Source organism: Desulfobacterales bacterium, from assembly GCA_034003325.1.
In the GTDB taxonomy this organism is placed as follows: Bacteria; Desulfobacterota; Desulfobacteria; order Desulfobacterales; family JAFDDL01; genus JAVEYW01.
In genome coordinates this window covers 114,312-135,519 of record JAVEYW010000007.1, presented here as the reverse complement: position 1 = coordinate 135,519, position 21,208 = coordinate 114,312, and the positions used below count along the sequence as shown (strand labels likewise).

Sequence of the window (21,208 nt, the reverse complement as noted above, 5' to 3'; positions counted from 1 at the left end):
TATAAAAAACAATGACGTCGAAAAAACGATGCTTGATTAATGGGCATGTTCCATTGCGCCGGTAAAGTACATGACCGAGAGCAGGAAGAAAACGAACGCCTGCACCAGGGCCACGAAAATACCCAACGCCATAATCGGCAGCGGTGCCAGAAAGGCGCCCGCGAGCATGAATAAAATTCCCAACACCAGTTCATGGCCCATCATGTTACCGAAAAGACGAATGGACAGGCTCAAGATTCGGGCGATATGACCGATTACTTCGATAAAGAAAATAATCGGTACCAGCCACCAAATGGGACCCATAAAGTGTTTGATGTATTTTGCGCCGTGGTATTTCACACCGATGAGGTGCGTGGAAACAACAACGACAAGCGCGCAGGATAGGGTGGTGTTCAAGTTGGCCGTCGGGGGGAAAAAACCGGGAACCAGGCCGATCAGGTTGCATGCGGCGATGTAGATAAATACCGTTGCCAGCAACGGGAAGAGCCACCGGCCTTCCTCGCCGGTGATGTCGACCATGAATTCTTCCATCCCCGAAATGACCACCTCAAAAAAGTTCTGCATTTTGGTGGGAATCAGACTTACGGTTTTGGCAGCCATCGCACCCACAATAATCAGAACGACGATGACAAACCAGGAATAAATAACATGCGGATAATGATGGGCAAAACTGCCCAAGCCGACCATCTCGAACAATTTGACCAAAAACAAATACGGATGTTCCACCTTATACAGCCTCCTTGCAGAGTAAAAGTTTGATTTCACGCATGGTGGCGAGCATAATGCTGGCCACGACCACGGAAAGACCGATGATAAGCCCCACGGGGTCTACGATATGTTCCCAAATAAGCAGGAAAATGATCGCGCCGCTGACAACGAACCGAAAATAGTACTTTGCCAGAACCAGAGTATGCGACCCGATGTGCGGCGGTGTGAGCGTTTTTTTCAGCGTTCCGGACAATAGGTGAAAGTTGACCGTGACAATAAGACCACCGAAAAAAATGCCGCCCGCAAAGTCTAAAGAAAACAGGGAAACACTCAGAATGCTGGCGATGGCAAACAGCACCCAATTGGATCGGGTGACAAATACCAATAATCGCTGTTGAATATTCACTATTCCCTCTTTCCGCCGTTGCCGCTGGTCAGAACTTCCTGGTTTTTTTAATGGCAAGTCCGATGTTGCGAAAACCGGCGGCGATTCCAAGTCCCAGACAGATAAACAACCCCCACGGATGGGTGTTGAGTTTGCGGTCCAAATAAAGCCCGAGCCCGAGCCCGATGAAGATCGAAAATGCCACCGACAGGCCGAGACTGCTGTAAAAAGCCAGTTCCCTGAATGCTTGCCGGTTTTCTTTTTTCAAAAACAGCGCCGTCCTTTCGAATGCGTTTGACCCGTCTCATCAGGCATGACTATAAGATAAAGGGCACTAACACAAGCCGCCGGTCAAGTCAATGCAATTTTGGCAATTTTGGCGGCGTTACAGAGACACATCCGCTGCATCAAATACCGGACCGTCCTTGCACACATGCCAATATCGGTCCGGGTCATTCCGTTTGGGAACGGCACAGCCGAGACACGCACCCATGCCGCAAGCCATCATGGATTCAATGGATACCTGGCAGGCAACGGCATATTTTTCACTGATGCCGACGATACAGGCCAGCATCGGCAGGGGGCCGCAGGCATATATCCCATCGGGCGGCGATTGGGCGACCGCTGTTTCCAGGGGATGCGTGACCAGGCAATGGTCCCCGGCACTGCCGTCATCTGTGGTGATGTGCACGGCGATTCCCAGGGATTTAAAATCCTCGATGCACAGCAGATCCTCCTCTGACCGGCCGCCTAAAAACATGCGGCATGCGGCAGGCGACATGCCGGATTGCACCAGCTGCGTGGCCAGAAACACCAGCGGCGGGACACCGATGCCGCCGCCGACCAGGTAGACGGTGTGATATCGGTCCGGAATGCGAAAACCGTTTCCAATGGGTCCCAGTATATCCAGCAAATCTCCTTTCCGTGCACTGGAAAGCAGTCTTGTTCCCACGCCCACCACCTTATATAAAAGTTCGATGCCGACGCATTGTCCCTTTTGAATAATCAACCGGTGAATGGAAAACGGCCTGCGAAGCAGAGGGGCGTGTTGCTGTGAGATGCGAAGCATCACAAACTGGCCCGGTATGGCTTGTGCATAGCCCTTGCACGCCAACCCCAGGCTGTAATAGGCGGGCCCTTTGGGCCGGTTCCACAGAACGTTCGCACTTTCTTGTATCATGGTGAATTAATCCGTTACCCCGGTCAGGCCGATGACAGCGGCAAACCGGCCTGTGTTTTTTTCGGCCCGATAAGAGAAAAAAAGATCGGTTCGGCACCGGGTACACAGGTTGCTTTGGTGAATATTGTGTGCCATGACGCCGGCAGCCTGCAATTGGTTCCGGCTGATGGCCCAGAAATCAAAATAACACGACCTGGTTCTATATTGCCATAGCGCTTCGGGGATTTCCTCTCTATAATGGATGAATTCCGCGCAACAGGGACCGAGCGACGGCCCGATTCCTGCCAACAGGTCGCAGGGCCGCGAGCCGAACACCGCTGCCAATTTTTCCACGGTCCGCTCGACAATGTTTTGAATACTGCCCCGCCATCCGGAATGAATGTTGGCAATGGCGGTGTGAACCGGATCAACCAGCATGACGGATTGACAATCCGCCGCTTGAATAACGAGATGGGCGCCGGGGACATTGGTGATGACAGCGTCGCCCACGGGGGGAATGATCGGGGGCATCTCCGGGGAATGCCCCTCGAAAACGACAATGTCGCTGCCGTGCACCTGGTGAATAAATATTAAGCTGGCATCGGCAAGAGCGCGCCGCACCGCAAGCCGGTTTTTTTCTACGGCCTCGGGCGAATCGCCCACCGACCGCCCCACATTCAAGCTCGCATACGGCCCGCGGCTGTGACCGCCCTTTCGCGTAAAAACGCCATGGCGCAGCCCCGCAATTTCTGAAAAATGAGGGAACTCATAATACGATACCCCCTCAACCTGCTTTTCAATCAACACACACCACCCGTTTTTTTCAGCCGCCACGCACAATCGGCTCACATCGTTCTTGCCAAGGTCAACACATCCACCTGCCGGGCACCGGCTGCCAGAAGCACCCGGGCGCATTCGTTGACGGTGGCGCCCGTGGTGAAGACATCGTCCACCAAAAGGATGCGCTTGCCGGTGATTCCGGCTGCCGGCGTCACGGAAAATGCATTTAAAATATTGTGCTGCCGGTGGTGCTTTCCCAGGCCGGTTTGCGGCGCGGTCGGCCGGTGGCGGAAAAGGTATTCGTTTTGCACTTCGATTCCGCACGCCTTACCATAGGTCTTTTGAAACCGATCCGGCCAGTCCCGAATCAGCAGCCAGGCCTGATTGAATCCACGCCGTCGCATTCGCTTTCGATGCAGGGGCACCGGCAGCACAAGATCAATGCTTTCGGACTTCCAAAACCGTTGAAATGCGACATAAAGCAGGCTGCTCAACGGGCGCGCCAGGGTGGTGTTCTCTTTGTACTTCAGGCTGTGAACCATCGCCATGAGGGGGCCGTCATACACACCGGCGGCCCGAGCGCGGGCAAAATGCCCGGGCGCTGAAATGCAATCGCCGCAAAGATGATCCGCCCCTTCCCGGCTGGTAAACAGGATGCCGCACCGGCTGCACAGCGGAGAGCTGATCGGCCTGAACCGAGACATACAAGCCGGGCACCATAAGCCATTCATCATGGGAACCCGCCCCTCGTCGACAGGCGAAGCGCCCCCTATCACCGGTGTTCCCGGGTTTTCAGGGAAAGAATGAAATGCCTGCCCGCAAGCCCGGCATCTTAACGGCAGCAGCAGGCCCAGCACAGCGGACCCGAGACGGCGCCATTCCCATCGGCCCTTCCTTCGGGTTATCCCATTTGATTGACTATTTCCTCGGCAAACCGGGAGCATTTGACCTCGGTCGCCCCCTTTATCTGGCGGGCCAGGTCATAGGTGACGATTCCTTTTTGAATGGTTTGCTGCAGGGCGCTTCTGATCAGATCGGCGGCCGCTTTCCATCCCATATAATCGAGCATCATGGCGCCTGAGAGAATCAGAGAGCCGGGGTTTACCATATCCAGTCCGGCATATTTGGGCGCGGTGCCGTGCGTGGCCTCGAACACGGCGCAGGTGTCTCCGATATTGGCGCCCGGCGCCATACCAAGACCGCCGATCTGCGCGGCCAGTGCATCGGAAATATAATCGCCGTTCAGGTTCGGCGTGGCAATAACATGATACTCTTCCGGCCGCAGCAGCACCTGCTGAAAGAGCATGTCCGCGATCCGGTCCTTGATCACGACTTTGCCTTCCGGTTGTTTGCCGTCATAGGTGTCCCACAGCTCGGCCTCGGTAAGGGTCTTGTCCCCGAATTTTTCCTTTGCAACCTCATATCCCCAGGTGGCAAAGGCCCCTTCGGTGAACTTCATGATATTGCCTTTATGCATGAGGGTGACCGAGGGCAGGTGGTTGTCGATGGCATGAAGGATGGCGCTGGCGACCAGGCGCTTGCTGTTCTGCGGGCTCATGGGCTTAATGCCGATACCGGCATTCCGCGGAAGCTCGGCGCCCATTTGATCCCGAATAAAAGCGGCGATTTTCTCGGCTTCCGGACTGCCGCTGGCCCATTCAATCCCCGCGTAGACATCTTCCGTATTTTCCCGAAAGATCACCATGTTGATTTTCTCGGGGGCTTTCATGGGGCTTGGCACCGGGTCGATGTATTGAACCGGCCGAACACAGGCGTACAAATCCAGTTTTTGCCGAATGGTCACATTGAGGCTTCGAATGCCTTTTCCAACCGGTGTGGTTAACGGCCCCTTGATGGCGACCACGTATTCCCGAATCGCTTCAAGGGCCTCGTTCGGTAGCCACTCGCCGGTTCTTTCAAACCCCTTTTCGCCGACATTGAGTTCTTTCCAGAGAATCTTTTTGGTGCCGCCGAAGGCGTGCGCCACTGCCTGGTCGATGACCCGTCTGGAGGCCCGCCAGATATCGGGTCCGGTACCATCCCCTTCAATAAAGGGAATGACCGGTGTGTTCGGGACGGTCAGGGTGCCGTCGGCGTTTTTAACAATTTTGTTTCCTGTTTCCATTATGCGTCACCTTTCGCGGAATAAAGCGTTTTTTCATTTTGTTGATAGGGGGTCGAGCGATTTCGCTGGCGCAGAACCTCGTACATGGCCACGGCGCCGGCCACCGACGCATTCAGGGAATTAAGCGGTCCCAGCTGCGGAATGGATACCAACCCATCGCAATGCTTTTTGACCAGCGGCCGAATGCCTTTTTCCTCACCGCCGACCACCAGGGCTGTGGGGACCGTCATGTCCGTGTCATATAGTTGCCTCGCCGCCGCCCGATCAAGTCCGAAGACCCACAAGCCTTTTTCCTTTAACGCATCGATCGTTCGGCTCAGGTTGGTAACCCTCGCCAATCGGATATGTTCCAGCGCGCCGGCCGATGCTTTTGACACGGCGGCGGTCGGCGGAACGCTTCGATCCTGCGGCGTGATGACCATTCCTACGCCCACGGCCAGCGCGCTGCGAATCAGCGCCCCCAGATTGTGGGGGTCCAGAACGCCGTCGATCACCAGAAAAAAAGCCGGCTTGCCGGTTTGGCTCATCGTGTTAAATAATTCCGTGTCGCTCGTCAAGGGAAAGCCGTCCACTACCGCGCAAAGCCCTTGATGTTTGTCTGTCCGGGTCAAGGATTGTATTTTATCCCCGGTTACTCTTTCCACCGGAATATGTTGTTGTTCGGCAAGGGCCAGGATGGCATGGCTTGAAGCGGCCTCCCGGCTTAAGTAAAGGAGATGAATCTTTCTTCGGCTGGCTTTCAGCGCCTCTCTAACCGGATGATGGCCGTAAAGGAGTTCCGTTTTCATACCGGCCCGGTCGCGTTTTCTGGCCTTGATGTGAGGGGGGAAACCCGTCCTTCCCGATAGGCCGTTACCAGGGTGGTTAATTCCGAGACAGCCTTATTCAGATCATCATTGACGATGATGTGGCGGTATGAGTGTTTCTGTGCGATTTCTGCCGCCGCGCTGTCCAATCGTCGTTTCGTGTCCTCGGCCGAAGCCGTGCCCCTTTTGGTTAACCGCTGCGCCAGCGTATCCATGGACGGGGGCAGAATAAAAATGGTGATGCTGTCGCTAAACCGTTTCACAATTTGAGTGGCGCCCTGCACATCGATATCGAGCAGCACATCCTCTCCGGCGGCCACGGTATGTTCCAGAAATTCGGCATCGGTGCCGTAATAGTTGCCGTAGACCTCGGCCCACTCCGCCCACATGCCGCGGGTCAAGCGGGTTTTAAATTCCGCCTGTGTAATAAAATGATAATCGATGCCGTTTTGTTCTCCGGGCCTGGGCGCACGGGTGGTATAGGAGATGGAATAACGCAGATCCGGAATATTTCCCCGCAACGCGCGGCACATCGTTGTTTTTCCGGCGCCGGATGGTGCGGAAACAATAAAAATGTGACCTCTGGCAGGGGGAAATTGGTCGTTTGAAGCGCGATTACAGTTCGTTTTCGTCGGCATGAAGGCTCGGCTTTGTTTTTTTGGGGTCTTTTAAAGCGGCAAATCGTTGAGAAACGGTTTCCGCTTGAATGGCGGAGAGAAAAATATGGTTGCTGTCCATGACGATGATCGCCCGGGTACGTCTGCCGTGAGTGACATCCACGAGCCGATTGTTTTCCTTGGCCTGGTCCTTGAGCCGTTTCATGGGCGCTGAATTCGGAGACACAATGGCCACCACCCGGTCCGCCACCACCGTGTTGCCGAATCCGATATTTAATAAATCCTGTTCCATAATCACTCCATCACCTTAAAAGGCTTGTGGGGCGCAGTTCGGTATGCCGCTCGACGCCCTCTTGCCGCCCGGGGAAAAACGATGTTTTCATTATTCCACGTTTTGCACTTGTTCGCGCATTTTTTCAAGTTCTGATTTGACCTCGACAATGGTGTGGGAAATATCGGCATTGCCGGCCTTGGCGCCCATGGTGTTGAACTCCCGGTTAAATTCTTGCAGCAGAAAGTTGAGTTTCCGGCCGCTGGCCTCCTGCTCGGCCATGATGGCGCGGAACTGCTGAATATGGCTTTTGGCTCGAATAATCTCCTCGGAAATATCGCTACGATCCGCCAAAATGGCTGCTTCCTGGGCGATTCTGGCGGCATCGATTTCAATGCTCCCTTTCGTGATGGCCAATATTCGCTCCATCAGCCGCTCGCGGTAGCGTGTCAGCAAGCCCGCCGACGCGGCTTCAATGTCCACAAGCCGCGTTTCGATGGTTCCCAGTCGGTGGGTCAGATCCGCCGCCAGGTTGGCGCCTTCTGCGGCCCGCATGGTACACAGCGCGTCCAATGCAGTTTGCAGGCAGGCCTGAATCACTATCCAGTCCGAATCCAAATTCCGCTCGTTTTCCGCCGGCCGAATAATATTTCCCGATGCGGTAATCTGCTCCAGGGCAATGGGACCGGTAAGCCCCAATTCATCCTTCAGCGCACTGAGTGCCTTGTACAAGGCTTTTGCCTTTATCGTGTTGATTTCAAAAGACTCGGCCTCATCCGGATCCAGCGGCGTTACCTGGCAGCTGATTTCAATTCTACCCCTTGACACCCGTTGATTCACCAATGATTTGATTCTTTCTTCCAGCGGCTGATAGCCGGAGGGAATGCGAATCATCATATCCAGTGCCTTGCTGTTAACCGCCCTGATTTCCATCAGAACCGATAACTTCTCAGTCGCGTGTTCCGCCCTTGCAAAAGCCGTCATGCTATTGATCATGCGTTTTTCCGTTTCCTTTCTCCATTCTCCAATCTCTACGCTCTAAGCCCTAATGCGGCAAAGCCGGATGCTGGGCGGCTGGGATGCTGGGATGCTTGGCAGCTAACAACCTTCTCCAATGATACACGCTTTTTCGTGTATGTTTCTGATAAAGGGCTCTACGCTCTAAGCCCCAACCTTCAAATCCAAAGCGAATTTTTTTCGAACTTTTTTAAGAAACCCAATCATCTCATCGCCGGCATAGTCCGGATAGGTCCAGGGCAGTGTCTGAAAATTTCCCTGCGTGTATATCAGCGTCAGGTCCGCATAGATATGATGGCCGATATAGATTCTATGGGCGAAATTTTTACCGGTGGCCAGAACGAACCGTTCAAGTAAAAGGTATCCCGGATCGATATTGACCCGGCGCTTGCCGCTTTCGCAATAGTCCTTTTCGATGGTGTTGGTGGCGAGCTTTATCGTTGAAAGCGCATCTTGCCCAATGAGTTGCTTGAACACCACCATGCGACGGAACAGCCCAGTACCCATCTCGGTTTCGTAATAATTCGTATAATCAAATGGAAACCAGGAGCTTATCATGTCAATGGCCCCGAATCGCTCCGAAAGTGCTGCCGCAATAGGATGAAACAGGTCCTTTTGGCGGGTAAAAAGGCCGATGACGAGTTTGGCGGATTGAGGCGGTTGCGGCTGGCTCATGGGCAATCGGGTTTCTTTTTTCGTCCTGGCGCTGTAGGGGCACGGCGCACCGTGCCCCTAAGGGTTTCGGGCAAAATAGTCCGCATTAGTCTATCGGCTTGGCTTCGTCTATGAGCATGATGGGTATATCATCCCGAATTTCATAAAGAAGCTTGCAATGATGGCAAATGAGGCCGTTTTCAGCTTCATTGAGCGAAAGAGGACCCTTGCATTTCGGACAGGCTAGAATATCGAGAAGTTCTTTACTAACGGCCATTGGTTTCCTCCTGGGGTACCCTGTTTTTCAGGGCATGCGGTAAATCATGGAATTGGTATTCATGCCGGCGCCGACCGAGGCGAAAACAACAATATCACCGGGTTGTAACCGATGATCAGGGAGCTTTCCTCTTTGGATGAGATCGAACATGATGGGCAACGTGGCCACGGAGCTGTTACCGGCCCAGGAAATAATCATCGGCGCGATATCTGCGGGGATTTCTTCGATCTGGTAGAGTTTGAAAAGCCGATTTAACATGGCATTGTCCATTTTCTCATTTGCCTGGTGCAACAGAATCTTCTTCACTTCGGTCAAGGTGATGCCGGCGTTGTCAAGATTTTGTTTGATTGTTTTCGGAACCTGTCTTGCGGCATATTTATAAATTTCATGCCCCTTCATTTTGATGTAAAGCTGCTGACCGGTTCGCTCCGGTTGATAGGATCGGCCCATATTCAACAGATGGGCTTCACGATATGTGTCCGAGCGGGTAAGGTGGTTCAAAATGCCGGTGTTTTCCGCGGTGGCCTCCATCAGGGTGGCGCCGGCGCCGTCAGCAAATATCATGCAATCCATATCAAATTTATCCGAGACACGGGAGAGAATCTCCGCGCCGATCACCAGAATGCGCTTGGCATCTCCGGATTTAATCAGATAGTCGGCCAAGATGGTTCCCTGCAGCCAGCCGGGGCACCCGAAGGGAATATCAAAGGCGACCGTAAAGGGGTTTTTAATTCGCAGATTGTGTTTTACCCGGGCCGCGATGCAGGGGACCATGTCCGTTTGACGAAAAGCAAGAGACACATCCCCAAAATTTTGTGCGACAATGATATAATCAAGCGTTTCGCGATCCATGTTGGCCAGCGCTTTTTCCGCGGCCAATGTGGCGATATCGGACGTGTTCAGATCATCCGGAGCGATGCGACGTTCCTGAATACCGGTAATTTCCTGTAATTTTGTGACGACCTCGGGCGTTGGTTTGGCTATCCTTTCGCCTTTCTCGTCATAGAATTCGTGATTGAGAAAGTGCTGGTTCGGAACCTTTCTATCGGGGATATAGGATCCCGTGGCGGTGATAATTGAGTTTGCCATATGAAAACCGTTTTCTCCTTAAATTGAAAATTGCGCCAATATATCGAATTATCGTTGCGTTCACAAGAGGAAGCGGAATTAAAAAAACGCGGAATTCGGTTGCATCGGCATTGGCGCGATTCCATATTGATACGGGTCCATCTCTGATGTATTGCGTTATTAACATGCCAACGCGCCCGGGAGAAAGCATGGATATTCAAAACTAGCTTATCATCATTCTGAATTCTGGAACGGCCGAAGATAAGCAGGAAACCATTTAGCCCAGATTCCGTTCAAGGAGGAAGCGTCATTGAATGCCTTGTCGCCCGCAGCCATTTACGAAACCGATTCGGCGCTTGCCCAGTACTGTGATGCGCATTACGGTGTTCCCCATTTTGGCACGGGGAATTTTTCCGTCCGTTGCGTTACCCATACACTTTCCTTTATGACGGGCCGCCCCATGAAACGCGCGCTGGATCTGGGATGCGCCGTGGGACGGGCGAGTTTTGAGCTGGCCAAAACCTTTGCGTTCGTCACGGGGCTGGATTTTTCAGCGCGGTTTATTCAAATCGCGGTTCAGCTTCGGGAAAAGGGGGTGATCCATTACGCATTGGCGGAAGAAGGCGAGCTGTTCTCCTACCATGAGAAACGGTTATCCGACTTGGGACTTGATTCTTTTGCCGGCCGGGTGGAATTTTTTCAGGCGGACGCGATCAACCTGAACCCACAGTTTACTAATTATGACCTGATTCTCGCGGCTAATTTGATCGATCGGCTCTATGATCCCGGAAAATTATTGGCCACCATTCATGAACGGCTCAACCCGGGCGGGCTGCTGGTGCTCACCTCTCCCTATACCTGGCTTGAGGAATTTACCCGGCGGGACAACTGGATCGGCGGTTTCAAAAAGAACGGCGAGCCTTATACGACCCTTCAAGGGTTGCGTGGCTTGCTGCAACCTCATTTCAAAATGCTCGGGACACCAAAGGATATTGAATTTGTCATTCGGGAGACCGCTCGAAAATTTCAACACACGATCAGTCAGGCAACGTTGTGGGAGCGGGTGCTGTAATGGGGGGATTCGGTTTGTATTACTATAAACCCAATTGGTTTTGAGCTACAGAAGCGCTTTGGTGGCTCGATTGGGCAAGCAGGTATCATTTTAGCTTTTCCAGTGAAAAAAAGGGGGCGGCCATCAATAAGGGACTTGGAATTTTTAAACTTACCGTTTTTTCTGGCTCTTGGTCTTGCTAAGAAGGATGAGAGTATTATTTGCCTGTCCCCTATTTTTTTTCAATAAAATGATCGCCGGCAACACGATGATATCTCCTATCATCGCCGTCACCATGATAATCGCGCAAAGCATTCCGAAGTTGACAATCGGAGCGAAACTGCTGAGGACAAGCACACCGAACCCGAGGCTGAGAATCAGCGAAGAGGCGATAATCGCGTGGCCTTTTTGCATGATCGTATCTTCCAATGCCGCCGGAAGCGCTATCCCTTGCGCCCGTTTGCGTTGATATTCCGATAAGAAGTGGATTGTGTCGTCAACCGCGATGCCAAGCGCCACAGCGGCGATAATGGCGGTTCCGGTATCCAGGGCGATGCCGGTGGCCCCCATAATGCCGAAGTTCAATAGAATCGGAAATAAATTCGGCACCAGGCTCAAGGCCGCCAGAGACACCGATCGAAAAACAATCAGCATGATGACGCTGATAACCAGGGTGGCAAGACCTAAACTGCTCACCTGGCTGCTTACTAACGCTTCGATGATATGAATAAAGTTGACCGTTGAGCCGGTAATGCGAATATCGATGCCGTGTTTATCCGTTTCGTTGATAAAATCAGAAATCTTTTTCATCAGCTGCTTCTGCGCGCTGGAGCTATGAACTGATAAGCGAAGAGTCAACCGCGCATGGTCATAACTCGAATTGACATAATCGCTGATATCCTCAGAATCATAGAGCAGCAGATACTGTGAAACCAGTTCCAGGGATTCCGGTATGCGATAAAAATCCGGATTTTCGCTGTGAAAGGACTGATTCATGTCCTTCATGAAGTCCACAAAGCTCAAGGACTTGTCAACCCCCTTCAACCCGTCAACATACCGCTGCACCTTTTCAATCACGAGCAGATTCGCCGGATACTTAAACGCATCGGGGTCGTCCGCTTTAAAAGAGATATCCATCGTCTCGATGCCGGCCAGACGCTTTTCGATAAAGTCGAGCGCAACGCGAACAGGGCTTTTTTCCTTAAAAAATTCGATGAGATTCGTCTCCACCCGCACCCGGGGAATCATGACGATTGCACCTATCACAATCACCGCGCTGAAAAGCAGCACCCATCGATTGTATTTCACTAAAATCGCATGCAACATTTTGAGGAATGCCGTCATGCGGGTTCCCTCTTCATGGGCGGAATAAATACGTCGCGGGTGAAACAACAACAGAAGCGGTGGCAGAAAAAAGAAGGAAAACATAAACTCGAAAACCATGCCGGCCGACGCGATCCAGGCGAACTCCTTGATTGGTTGAATTTCACTCACTGCCAATGAAAAAAAACCCACGGCGGTTGTAAGGGTGGTCAGAAAACAGGGAAGTCCGACCCGGTTCAGAATATGGGCAAGCGCCTCCTTCTCGTTCTGAAACCGATCCAGCAGCGTTATGTCCAGATGGGAAAAAATATGAACCGTGTCGCATAATGCAAGGGACATCACCAACGGGATCACGATGCTGGTGATATTATTTTCGGTAACACCCGTAAGCCCCATCAACCCGAACGTCGCGCCGACACAGACCGATATGTTTAAAACTGCAAGCAGGGTTAATACCACCTTCCTGTAGAACATCCATATGGCAAGAGTGATCAGTAGGTAGGTGGCCGGCATGAAAATCGCCATATCCTTCTTGAGGTATTGGCTGAGCCGTAAATTGGTGATGGTCCCGCCGCTCAAATAAAACCGACCGATTTCCGTTTCATAGGGTTTCAGGATTGCCTCTGTTTTCTCCACCAACCGTTTGCGCAACCCTTCGTCCTGCGGCCGGTCATGCGGCCTGACAATAATCGCCGCGGACCTGCCGTCAGTGGAAATAAGGTTTTTCACATACAAGGGATTTCCGGTCGCACGGTTTCCAAGGACGGCCAGTTCGGATGCATCCTCCGGGATTTCTTCAAAAAATTTTCCAGTCTCAAAATAGTCGGCGCCTCCTACAATATCCTCGACATTGGCCAGGCTGATAACCTCCTCGACCTCCTCCAGTGATTCGATTTTTTCAGTAATGTTTTTTATGGCGGTCAGGCATTGGGTTGAAAACACCGCATCATTCTCAAAGGCCACGATAAAGAACTCATCGTTTCCGAAAACGGATTTAATATGATTATAAAACAGAGTATCCGGATGCTGTTCGAGAACAAAATAATCGATATTGTCAACGGTTTTAACGGAAGGGATGAACGCCATAAAAAAGAGTGCCACCAGAATGCTCGCGATGAGAAACCATTTCGGATACCGGCAGATGGTGGCCAGTTCCAGGGGAGAACGCCTCAGTTCCGCTGACAGTTGATCTATTTTTTGAAGTGCCCGGGCATAATGCGCATCCAGTGAGATAAGCTCACGATAAACGCCGATCGCTTTTTGTTTGTTCCCCATGGACTCATATGCGTCTGCGATTTTTTCATAAATACGGATCTGGCTGTCGGATTGATCCGCCTCGAGGTCAATGGCCTGGCGCAGCATATGAACCCCGTTTTCAAGTTCACCCTTTCCCAAAAGGGCCAGACCGATGTGCTCATAACATTCACCCACCATTTCCGCCTGCTGGGCCGCCGCATGCCGGAATTCATCGATGGCCTCGTCATAAAAGCCGAGCCCTTGCAGCAAAATACCTCTCTGAAGAATATTTTCCGCAGTAAGATCCGCCTCTATCTTTTTTACGGGGCCACCAGCTGAATCCAGAAAAGCCGCTTTTTTTTGATCGATTTCCCTTAATCTGACCTCAAGCGAGCGCACGGAGTTGACGAGCTTTTCACGGCCGGAGGGGCGCAGTTTTTGACCGGCCTCCGCTGCGTCAAGTTCTTCTTTTAGTTTTTGATGCAGCGAGGAAAAAATTCGCCTTGCCTCATCCAAAAGGCCTTGTTGCAGATATAACTCCGCCTCTTTGAGATGCTGTTGAAATTTATCGGAAGAGTCTTTCGATGGCGTTATTCCGGGCATCGCATCCGTCACATTCCACGCTGATCCGGCTTCCCCGGAAGCTAAAGGCTTGAAGCTTGAAGGCTGAAGGCTTTAAAAAAAAGGAAATCACTGTCCATCAAATACAAACCGGTTATCCGTGTCTGCGCCTGATCGAGGGCTTGCCGGCCCAGGGAGACGGCTAAAAGTTAATCTCGAAAACAGCATATACCAGGTCGTTTCCATCAACAACCTCAAATATGGTTCCGTCGGTGCCATAGAAGACTTCCGCACCGAATTCCATCATGAGCGGTTCAAAATAATTCAGAATCAGTTTTGGGTTCAGCATGAACGCATTTCCGGAAAAATCATAATAAAACCGGAATTCAGGTTTCGCATGCCCGTAAAAAAATTCTTTCGACAGCGACCCTGTTACGGCGGTTACAACCTCATCGGCGCCGGTGATCCGGTCATCATAATTGATGATGAAATTCTGAAGCAACTGTAAATTCGCATATAACGCGCCTTCGCCGTTGTAATCAATGCCTGCCATGTACTGGAGCAGTGGTTTCCGGGTCCGCTTCAACTCACGCGTAAAATAGCTGCTTTCGTCGAAGTATGCAACATCCCCCCTGATCCCGAAGTCGCCCATAATCGTTTCAAGTTCAAATCCATATATATTTTGCCGGTCATGCTTCAGGACCAGGGGTTGCCCTGTCAACTGGCACAGAAATAGCAGATCGGTCATAGATCCGTTTCCGGATGGAACCGGAAACCCACCGGGCAAAATAATGCTGTCGGGTGCCGGCAGGTCTTCCCGGGTATGAAACCAGCTGAAGGCGTAATCCAAGCGATGCACGGTGCCGGACAACCGGATGCCCGCTTCACTGTTCCGAAGTGAAAAGGAAGGATCCTGCTCGTGAACACTGAAAGCGCCAAGCGTTTTATCCGCATGCTGGAAAAAGGCCCAATCCGCTCCCTCCCGGTCAAGTGCCGGGGAAACAAATACCGGAAGATAGATCCCCTGAAGGGTGGATTTGCCGTGGTACCATTCGAGGTTCAAAATGGGGATCGGCAGTTTCCTGTCCTCCCGGCGTCCGGCAATCCCTTCGCGATAATCCTCGGGATTCACGTTGTCCAGCGGACTGTATCCGTCGGTCTTGCCCCACCGAACGATCTGGTTGCCGGCTTTCACGTTAAACCCCGGCCCGCTCCAATTGACGAACGCATTATGAAGGCGAAGGGTATCGTCATAATCCCAGTCCCCGTCATTGCCGTACACAAAATAATCGGCATCCATAGATAAAATCGCATGAAAACGGTCATTTGGCACATATTTTACACCGAGTTGTACCTCGCTGTGATTGTGCAAGTCGTGTTCGAGGTTATTGTCTTCTTTCATGTCAAAGGCGATCTTGTGTCTGATCAGCCCGGTCAATTCCACGCTTCGGGTTGCGGTTTCATCCGTCCCTTCGGCATCGCCCTTATCCTCCCATAGCGAATCATTGGAAGCATCCGCCTCCTCATCAGGTCCCGGTGGTGCATCCCCCCAGACATCTTCCTCTTTTTCCGGATCACCCTCCGCTACCTCATCAGCTTCCTGAGATAAAATGCCTGCATCCTCCTCTTGCATGTCCTCCTCCGGACCATCGAGCTCCTCCGCCTGCTCCGCCATCGCAATTCGGATTTCAATTTCATCCTCACCTTTGACCACGGAATAGGTCAGCGGCAGGTCTTCCGGTAAATTCGCTGCGATTCGAACCTTGTCGGGATGTTTACCCATCCGCAGGTTTCTGACAAACCGGCCTTCCGTTCTGTCCGGGGCAACACTTTCTTGGGCATCGCCGCCCAATAGGTCCACCGCGACCCGTTTGGGATTATCCAACATAACCGACTGATATTTTTCAACAGGAAGGCTTGTTTGCACATGAATGATATCGATGCCCGCGTGACTTTCAAGGATAATCCCCCGTACCCCTGGCGAGGAAGAGATTGCCCATCCGATAGTTAGTGGAACAAAAAAGGTTAGAACGATAAGGCCGCCAAAAACAGCCAAAAGTTTCCTCATTATGCGCAATCCTCTCATCATTCCTTATGTTCCATATACCCCGTTGTAAACACTCTATCCGAAATACCGCTGTTATAACGGATAGTTTCCGTTTTCATCAGGGTCCGATGCCGCCGCTTGAGATCCTTCATCTCCGATTCAACAATGGTCCAGATTCCGTCGATTCTTTTGATCGCCGAGCTGGTAAACACTTTGACTAAATTGTTTTTTTTGTCATAATACTCAACTTTTGCAGGTAGATAAATGTCTTTGATCACCCAACTAATTCGTTTGCCGTACTGGGTATCCTTCAACTCCCGCGGTATGCTTTCCAGAATCCAGCAGTCATGATCCCGCCATTTTTCCTCTCTGAGAATTTTGTGGTCATCGGCGTCCACTTCTCTTGTCTGAAAATCTTCATAGGTATAATCGGTGTTGACAAACCGGCCGGATTTCTGGCTGGAAACGATGCGGCGAACCCGCTGAAGCGCCGGCAAGTACAGAAACTGATCATCGTCTCTGCCCTCATTTCCCCAGGTCAGAAAAGCGGTTCCCGCAATGCTCGCCGGGGAGGTAAATCGCGAATAACTCTTGGATGTTTTCCCGTAGTCTTTGGCGTACATGACAAGGGCTCTGAATCTTTTCTGGTTTCCCTTATCAATTAAGAGCATTTTGACTTCCGCCCTGGAGTCATTGCCAACGTCCCGATCGTACGCTCTTTGCGCAAGAGTGCGCCCATCAATTGATTCTCCAGAAAGCGGAGAGGATGATACCCCTGCCAACCCGAAAAGGAGAAATAACATCCAAATTGTTTTGTTGTTCAAAGCGATATCCCCAAATCAATAAAAAAACGTTATGCCCCCCAACCCCCTTTTATCCTCTGACCGAGCAAAATTATGTTTTCGGATTTTACATAGCGGGGGGTTGGCTGTCAAAGAAAAAACCACCGGGTGGCGTTCAGTATTGGATGGAATTCAGCAGGATGGAATCAGGCGCTTGCCTTTACAGAGTCGGCATGGGGTGAATACCGCATCATTGGAGAATCACACGTCCGCCTCGTCCGAGCATACCGCAAATGGATGTCAGGTTAAAAGAGCTGCCTTTTTAACCTAAAAACGGCAAAGATCCGGACCGATAATATCATGTGTAAAGTAGTGCCAGGGGGGTATCACCGCCGGTGAAAGGTTTTTTTGGGGGGTTGGGTAGGAAAAGTTTTATTTTTTACCTGACAGCGCGTATCATGAATGTCCCCAATTTTAATACCCGAAATAGTCTGAGACTCCGCTTTGCCGTTATTCAAATCTTGCAGAATGCGGCTGCAGATGGTAGAGTCCGCGTTAATGGGCCCGATGATTATTTTAAGCTCTTGACTCTGTGGGTGATTCAGAATTTGGGGCAATAGGGCATCGGATTTTGCCATTTTCTCGCATGTTATGATGGGCTCCTTTTTTGTTTTTGTAGTTATGTTGGTTTGTTGCTACTTTCCTCTTTATAATATGACGCAGTAAAAAGCTAACATAAAATGTGCTTTTTTTTACAATCAGTTATAGCCTTGAATGGGTGCTAATTAAAAAATAAAAATGCTAAATCACAAAAAAACCGTTCTTTGCATTCCGTATTCTCATACAATTTCTCATATCAGCCGTCCGCTTCAAATTGCGAAAGAGTTGAGATCCAGAGGGCACCATTTAATCTTTGCCGGCGAAAGCGATAAAACTATATTCATAGAACGTGAGGGCTTTAAAGTACACCCGCTTTATGAGCCTGCTCCGGACTTGCTTTATGGCAATATCCGAAAAGGCAAACTCAGATTTATGGAGCAAGATGAAATTGAACGTATGATTGTGGCGGATCTCGAACTCTACCGGCAAATACGCCCCGATCTTGTCTTGACGGACGGCCGGTTCACGGCGTCAATATCTACTCATATTGCACGATTAAGGCATGCTGCCATCGTAAATGTATCTTCCACCGAATACAGGGCGATGCCTTACATACCAATCTTTGAGTGGCTGAGCGGATTTGGTATAAGCCAAGACAGCGGTATCAAACGATATGCCGACAGGCTAAACCTTAAAATAGAGATGTTTATCTTTGACCATGCGATGAATGTCTTCCATAAGCTCAGCAAAAAACATGGCCTTGAAAAAAGGGTCACGGCAACCAATTGCCTCGCGGGAAAAGACATTACTTTGCTTTCGGATATACCTGAATATTTTCCTGTCAGACATCTTCCCGGAAACTACCATTTTATCGGACCGATCACATTAAAAACAGCCCTGCCGCCACCCAACTGGTGGCCGCCGGAAAAAGACGGCCATCCGCTAATATATATTACCATGGGTTCGACGGGCATCAGCAGTTTTTTCATGAAGGTTTATGAGTATTTTAAACAAACGGAAATGAAAGCGGTTATAACCACGGGGGGGCAGGTTAAATCATTCGCCGGCCTTTCAGGGAAGATTTACATTGAGCAATTCATCGACGGTGATCTGGTTTTGGAGAAGAGCGATCTGGTCGTATGTCATGGAGGCAACGGAACAATATATCAGGCGCTGCTGCACGGGAAGCCCATTATTGGAATCCCCACTATTCCCGACCAAAAATTTAATATGCGAAGAGTTGAATCTTTGGGAATGGGCATCTCAATACCCTATAAAAATTTTTATAACAATCAGGAAATACTCATTAACGCAATAGAAAAAATACTGCGGGACCCTTCCTATTCAAATAACGCCGTCCGTTTTCAAAAAAAGCTGGAAAAATATCATGGCTATTTTACCGGCGCGAATCTTATTGAAAGCTGCTTTGCCTCATAATCCACCTGAGAAGCTAATTGCGCGATATCTTATTTTGTTATTTCAGATGAATTCAATCTTTTTATAAATTTTGCAGGCACTCCTCCCCAGACTTCATGCGACCCAATCCGAGTGTTTTTTAATACCACAGCGCCAGCAGCCAAAATAGAATTACTACCGATAGTAACCCCCGACATGATGACGCTCTTGGCACCCACTGTGACATTGTCTCCTATTTCAATGATTTTATAAGATAAAAAATGGCCCTCAATTGCATGTGAATACAACAATGCGTCTTGTCCAATAATTGTATTCGAACCTATTTTTGTCAGAGGGGGATCTAAAATAATGCCTGTGCAGTAGGTATTTGCGCCTAATTGCGCCCCGAGAAGCAAGTATACAATTCGCATAATTGGGGTTGGAACGAAGCTTGTACATATAACTGAACGAAATATTAACAAATAAAAAAGAGAATAAACGTCATGACTAAACGCAGCTTTCGTCCGCTCGCTGATATCACCTTCTTTTATTGGGAAAAAATAAAAAAATATTCTATAGAGAAAAACGCAATTTGCAAAGTAAATAAACACGAAAGAACCTGTAGCAATGATTCCTTCATATGCCCCTAAAGGTATTCTTAATATTGTTAGCTTAAGAATTGCAACCGAAAATAAGACTGAAATTAAAAGCATAGTTAAAAATACAACAATGGATTCATTTGATATTTTGCGCATTTTTAAAACTCTTATTCGATGAATTGCCATTGCAGTTTGTCAATTCATATCTATTATAATAAATACAAAAACGGAGTGGTATATAAAAACCACTCCGTTTAGATTCGGTATTCGGAAATCAATATCAGGCTGTTTTCTTTTTTCTTGCAATCACTGAAAGGCCAAGAAGACCCAATCCGAGGAGCAAAACAGTTCCCGGCTCTGGAACGGTTGGCAGCATGATAGCAGGATCATTGCTCGCCAGATGCCAAGGTGAATTTCCTTGGACGAAGCCATTATTTTCTTCTATCTCAGAAGTAAATGCAACTTGAACAAAAGTATCAAAAAGATCTTCACCCGCATCGTTAACAAGTTCGAAGCCCAAAAAGCCGGTATTGTTCTGAATAACACTTAGGCCGGCATACGCCTCAGCTGAAAATTCGCCCAGCAGAACACCCAATGTGGCATAGCTATAAGCATAATCATCAAGTCCTGCCACCCCTGCCGTCAACCAAACCGCGCCAGAATCGGAATCCGTAGCGTCCGCGACATCTTCCTGTACAGTTCCATTCGTGTTATAGGCAGTAAAGGCGCCATCTTTATCAGTGTCAACATATAACGCCAGCATCTCACCGGGGTTTAAATACGGTGAAATATCGAGTGTCGTAGTATCCAACAAGGTAAAATCAAAAATCGTTGTATTGGTAAGAAAGACTAAGCCAGTTGCAGCATCTACAGCAGTAACCTGTTGCGCAAAAATACCAGAGAGGTTGACGGCATCCGGGGCAATAGAATCATATTGCCAGAACGGCGAAGAATTCACATCCACATTCTGAGCATTGATAATGCCCATGAAAACGTCACCCACTTGAAGCTCCCTGTTTTGAATGACATCAGGGTTCCCCAAGTCAACTTGATTGCCCTCACCATCAAAAAGTAATTCTACATCCTGAAAAAAGATTTCATTTAAATCGCCGGGCGATAGAATGCTTTGAGCAGATGCAGAATTAGTTAACAATCCAACTGTAAATAAAAAAATCAATAGAAATCCGAATAATTTTTTCATAATAACCTCTTTCTAAATATTAAATTTATGATTCGATTCCGGGTCCACCTGACGCCACCTGACGCACTTAAATTTAAGCATAAAATTTCAGTCTTATTAAAACACCCCCTTTCAATTTATGTTTAATTCATAGCTTTTTTAAATCTGGACTGCAATTCTGAAATGCAATGTTGATGCCATGATGGGTTATTTCAAGGGGATGGTTGTTATTTTTTTTTAGAATTTGAATTGCCATGTAAATAAAATAGCTTATGCAACAATTAGGATCTCAAAAATTTAATTGCCAAATATGGAAGTGAGAATCTAAATTCTGAGAAGAGAGCTTTTATGTAAAATAGTCCATAGTATTGTGGTATTGTTTTCACAATTGGGCCAACTTCAAGGGACAAAAAAATGAAGACAAGCATATCATACTTGACACCATAAACCAATCCTGCGACTAATAGTCATTATACCCAATTTTTACAATGTATTATAATTCGGAGACCCTTATGCCAGATCATCGCGCTTACTGATCCCGGACCAGTGGACGGTTTACCATGTCAT

The 21,208-nt window shown here is 49.6% G+C and carries 21 protein-coding genes; 2 read left to right on the top strand and 19 right to left on the bottom strand.

Annotated features, from left to right (window positions below; genetic code table 11):
• Nucleotides 1–36: 36 nt before the first annotated feature.
• The 14 genes from atpB to RBT11_09495 form a co-directional block, all read right to left on the bottom strand.
• Nucleotides 37–726, bottom strand: coding sequence for a F0F1 ATP synthase subunit A (gene atpB / locus RBT11_09560; protein MDX9787012.1), 690 nt, complete (start codon nucleotides 724–726; stop codon nucleotides 37–39).
• A gap of 1 nt (nucleotide 727) precedes the next feature.
• Nucleotides 728–1,114 (bottom strand): ATP synthase subunit I, encoded by a 387-nt coding sequence (locus RBT11_09555; protein MDX9787011.1) that lies wholly within the window; start codon nucleotides 1,112–1,114, stop codon nucleotides 728–730.
• Nucleotides 1,115–1,142: 28 nt separating this feature from the next.
• Nucleotides 1,143–1,361 carry an AtpZ/AtpI family protein gene (locus RBT11_09550; protein MDX9787010.1) on the bottom strand — a complete coding sequence of 73 codons (219 nt, stop codon included), beginning with the start codon at nucleotides 1,359–1,361 and terminating at the stop codon, nucleotides 1,143–1,145.
• A 117-nt stretch (nucleotides 1,362–1,478) separates the two neighbouring features.
• Nucleotides 1,479–2,273, bottom strand: a complete 795-nt coding sequence (locus RBT11_09545; protein MDX9787009.1) for a dihydroorotate dehydrogenase electron transfer subunit — start codon at nucleotides 2,271–2,273, stop codon at nucleotides 1,479–1,481.
• Between the two features lie 6 nt (nucleotides 2,274–2,279).
• Entirely contained in the window at nucleotides 2,280–3,101 is an 822-nt protein-coding gene (gene pgeF / locus RBT11_09540; protein ID MDX9787008.1) for a peptidoglycan editing factor PgeF, read from the bottom strand.
• A complete protein-coding gene (locus tag RBT11_09535) occupies nucleotides 3,098–3,976 on the bottom strand; it encodes a ComF family protein (protein MDX9787007.1) in 879 nt (292 codons plus the stop codon). Before RBT11_09535 ends, pgeF begins: the two co-directional genes overlap by 4 nt.
• Nucleotides 3,934–5,157, bottom strand: a complete 1,224-nt coding sequence (gene icd, locus RBT11_09530; GenBank protein MDX9787006.1) for an isocitrate dehydrogenase (NADP(+)) — start codon at nucleotides 5,155–5,157, stop codon at nucleotides 3,934–3,936. Before icd ends, RBT11_09535 begins: the two co-directional genes overlap by 43 nt.
• Nucleotides 5,157–5,945, bottom strand: coding sequence for a 23S rRNA (guanosine(2251)-2'-O)-methyltransferase RlmB (rlmB, locus tag RBT11_09525; GenBank protein MDX9787005.1), 789 nt, complete (start codon nucleotides 5,943–5,945; stop codon nucleotides 5,157–5,159). Before rlmB ends, icd begins: the two co-directional genes overlap by 1 nt.
• Entirely contained in the window at nucleotides 5,942–6,601 is a 660-nt protein-coding gene (gmk, locus tag RBT11_09520; GenBank protein MDX9787004.1) for a guanylate kinase, read from the bottom strand. Before gmk ends, rlmB begins: the two co-directional genes overlap by 4 nt.
• Complete coding sequence (locus RBT11_09515; GenBank protein MDX9787003.1) at nucleotides 6,579–6,872, bottom strand: DUF370 domain-containing protein; 294 nt, start codon at nucleotides 6,870–6,872, stop codon at nucleotides 6,579–6,581. Before RBT11_09515 ends, gmk begins: the two co-directional genes overlap by 23 nt.
• Nucleotides 6,873–6,962: 90 nt before the next feature.
• Nucleotides 6,963–7,847, bottom strand: a complete 885-nt coding sequence (locus RBT11_09510) for a YicC/YloC family endoribonuclease (GenBank protein ID MDX9787002.1) — start codon at nucleotides 7,845–7,847, stop codon at nucleotides 6,963–6,965.
• 165 nt (nucleotides 7,848–8,012) lie between these two features.
• Nucleotides 8,013–8,543 carry a DUF4416 family protein gene (locus RBT11_09505; GenBank protein ID MDX9787001.1) on the bottom strand — a complete coding sequence of 177 codons (531 nt, stop codon included), beginning with the start codon at nucleotides 8,541–8,543 and terminating at the stop codon, nucleotides 8,013–8,015.
• Nucleotides 8,544–8,628: 85 nt separating this feature from the next.
• On the bottom strand, nucleotides 8,629–8,799 hold the full coding sequence (locus RBT11_09500; GenBank protein MDX9787000.1) for a Trm112 family protein: 171 nt from the start codon (nucleotides 8,797–8,799) through the stop codon (nucleotides 8,629–8,631).
• Between the two features lie 27 nt (nucleotides 8,800–8,826).
• The gene (locus tag RBT11_09495) at nucleotides 8,827–9,888 is read right to left on the bottom strand and encodes a ketoacyl-ACP synthase III (GenBank protein MDX9786999.1); all 1,062 of its coding nucleotides are present in this window, start codon (nucleotides 9,886–9,888) and stop codon (nucleotides 8,827–8,829) included.
• Nucleotides 9,889–10,177: 289 nt separating this feature from the next.
• On the opposite strand from RBT11_09495, the gene RBT11_09490 reads away from it, so the two are divergent.
• Complete coding sequence (locus tag RBT11_09490; protein MDX9786998.1) at nucleotides 10,178–10,939, top strand: putative 4-mercaptohistidine N1-methyltransferase; 762 nt, start codon at nucleotides 10,178–10,180, stop codon at nucleotides 10,937–10,939.
• Between the two features lie 150 nt (nucleotides 10,940–11,089).
• Here RBT11_09490 and RBT11_09485 read toward each other — a convergent pair whose 3' ends face one another.
• The 3 genes from RBT11_09485 to RBT11_09475 all read right to left on the bottom strand — a co-directional run bounded on the left by RBT11_09485 (nucleotide 11,090) and on the right by RBT11_09475 (nucleotide 16,756).
• Complete coding sequence (locus RBT11_09485; GenBank protein MDX9786997.1) at nucleotides 11,090–14,080, bottom strand: MMPL family transporter; 2,991 nt, start codon at nucleotides 14,078–14,080, stop codon at nucleotides 11,090–11,092.
• A 160-nt stretch (nucleotides 14,081–14,240) separates the two neighbouring features.
• Nucleotides 14,241–16,106 (bottom strand): AMIN domain-containing protein, encoded by a 1,866-nt coding sequence (locus RBT11_09480; GenBank protein MDX9786996.1) that lies wholly within the window; start codon nucleotides 16,104–16,106, stop codon nucleotides 14,241–14,243.
• Between the two features lie 17 nt (nucleotides 16,107–16,123).
• The gene (locus RBT11_09475; protein MDX9786995.1) at nucleotides 16,124–16,756 is read right to left on the bottom strand and encodes an outer membrane lipoprotein-sorting protein; all 633 of its coding nucleotides are present in this window, start codon (nucleotides 16,754–16,756) and stop codon (nucleotides 16,124–16,126) included.
• 1,143 nt (nucleotides 16,757–17,899) lie between these two features.
• On the opposite strand from RBT11_09475, the gene RBT11_09470 reads away from it, so the two are divergent.
• Nucleotides 17,900–18,904: a glycosyltransferase gene (locus RBT11_09470; GenBank protein MDX9786994.1), complete on the top strand. Its 1,005-nt coding sequence runs from the start codon at nucleotides 17,900–17,902 to the stop codon at nucleotides 18,902–18,904.
• A gap of 29 nt (nucleotides 18,905–18,933) precedes the next feature.
• Here RBT11_09470 and RBT11_09465 read toward each other — a convergent pair whose 3' ends face one another.
• Both RBT11_09465 and RBT11_09460 read right to left on the bottom strand, forming a co-directional pair.
• Nucleotides 18,934–19,617 carry a DapH/DapD/GlmU-related protein gene (locus RBT11_09465; protein MDX9786993.1) on the bottom strand — a complete coding sequence of 228 codons (684 nt, stop codon included), beginning with the start codon at nucleotides 19,615–19,617 and terminating at the stop codon, nucleotides 18,934–18,936.
• A 124-nt stretch (nucleotides 19,618–19,741) separates the two neighbouring features.
• Nucleotides 19,742–20,662, bottom strand: coding sequence for a PEP-CTERM sorting domain-containing protein (locus RBT11_09460; protein ID MDX9786992.1), 921 nt, complete (start codon nucleotides 20,660–20,662; stop codon nucleotides 19,742–19,744).
• Between the last annotated feature and the right edge of the window lie 546 nt (nucleotides 20,663–21,208).

Excerpts from the sequence above, each read along its gene's own strand:
- RBT11_09515 (MDX9787003.1), bottom strand. The coding sequence starts at position 6,872 with ATGGAACAGGATTTATTAAATATCGGATTCGGCAACACGGTGGTGGCG.
- RBT11_09465 (MDX9786993.1), bottom strand. The coding sequence starts at position 19,617 with ATGCGCAAAATATCAAATGAATCCATTGTTGTATTTTTAACTATGCTT.
- RBT11_09480 (MDX9786996.1), bottom strand. The coding sequence starts at position 16,106 with ATGAGGAAACTTTTGGCTGTTTTTGGCGGCCTTATCGTTCTAACCTTT.
- RBT11_09460 (MDX9786992.1), bottom strand. The coding sequence starts at position 20,662 with ATGAAAAAATTATTCGGATTTCTATTGATTTTTTTATTTACAGTTGGA.
- gmk (MDX9787004.1), bottom strand. The coding sequence starts at position 6,601 with ATGCCGACGAAAACGAACTGTAATCGCGCTTCAAACGACCAATTTCCC.
- rlmB (MDX9787005.1), bottom strand. The coding sequence starts at position 5,945 with ATGAAAACGGAACTCCTTTACGGCCATCATCCGGTTAGAGAGGCGCTG.
- RBT11_09545 (MDX9787009.1), bottom strand. The coding sequence starts at position 2,273 with ATGATACAAGAAAGTGCGAACGTTCTGTGGAACCGGCCCAAAGGGCCC.
- RBT11_09535 (MDX9787007.1), bottom strand. The coding sequence starts at position 3,976 with ATGCTCCCGGTTTGCCGAGGAAATAGTCAATCAAATGGGATAACCCGA.
- RBT11_09475 (MDX9786995.1), bottom strand. The coding sequence starts at position 16,756 with ATGCTCTTAATTGATAAGGGAAACCAGAAAAGATTCAGAGCCCTTGTC.
- RBT11_09510 (MDX9787002.1), bottom strand. The coding sequence starts at position 7,847 with ATGATCAATAGCATGACGGCTTTTGCAAGGGCGGAACACGCGACTGAG.
- RBT11_09500 (MDX9787000.1), bottom strand. The coding sequence starts at position 8,799 with ATGGCCGTTAGTAAAGAACTTCTCGATATTCTAGCCTGTCCGAAATGC.
- RBT11_09485 (MDX9786997.1), bottom strand. The coding sequence starts at position 14,080 with ATGCCCGGAATAACGCCATCGAAAGACTCTTCCGATAAATTTCAACAG.
- RBT11_09505 (MDX9787001.1), bottom strand. The coding sequence starts at position 8,543 with ATGAGCCAGCCGCAACCGCCTCAATCCGCCAAACTCGTCATCGGCCTT.
- RBT11_09470 (MDX9786994.1), top strand. The coding sequence starts at position 17,900 with ATGGAGCAAGATGAAATTGAACGTATGATTGTGGCGGATCTCGAACTC.
- icd (MDX9787006.1), bottom strand. The coding sequence starts at position 5,157 with ATGGAAACAGGAAACAAAATTGTTAAAAACGCCGACGGCACCCTGACC.
- RBT11_09495 (MDX9786999.1), bottom strand. The coding sequence starts at position 9,888 with ATGGCAAACTCAATTATCACCGCCACGGGATCCTATATCCCCGATAGA.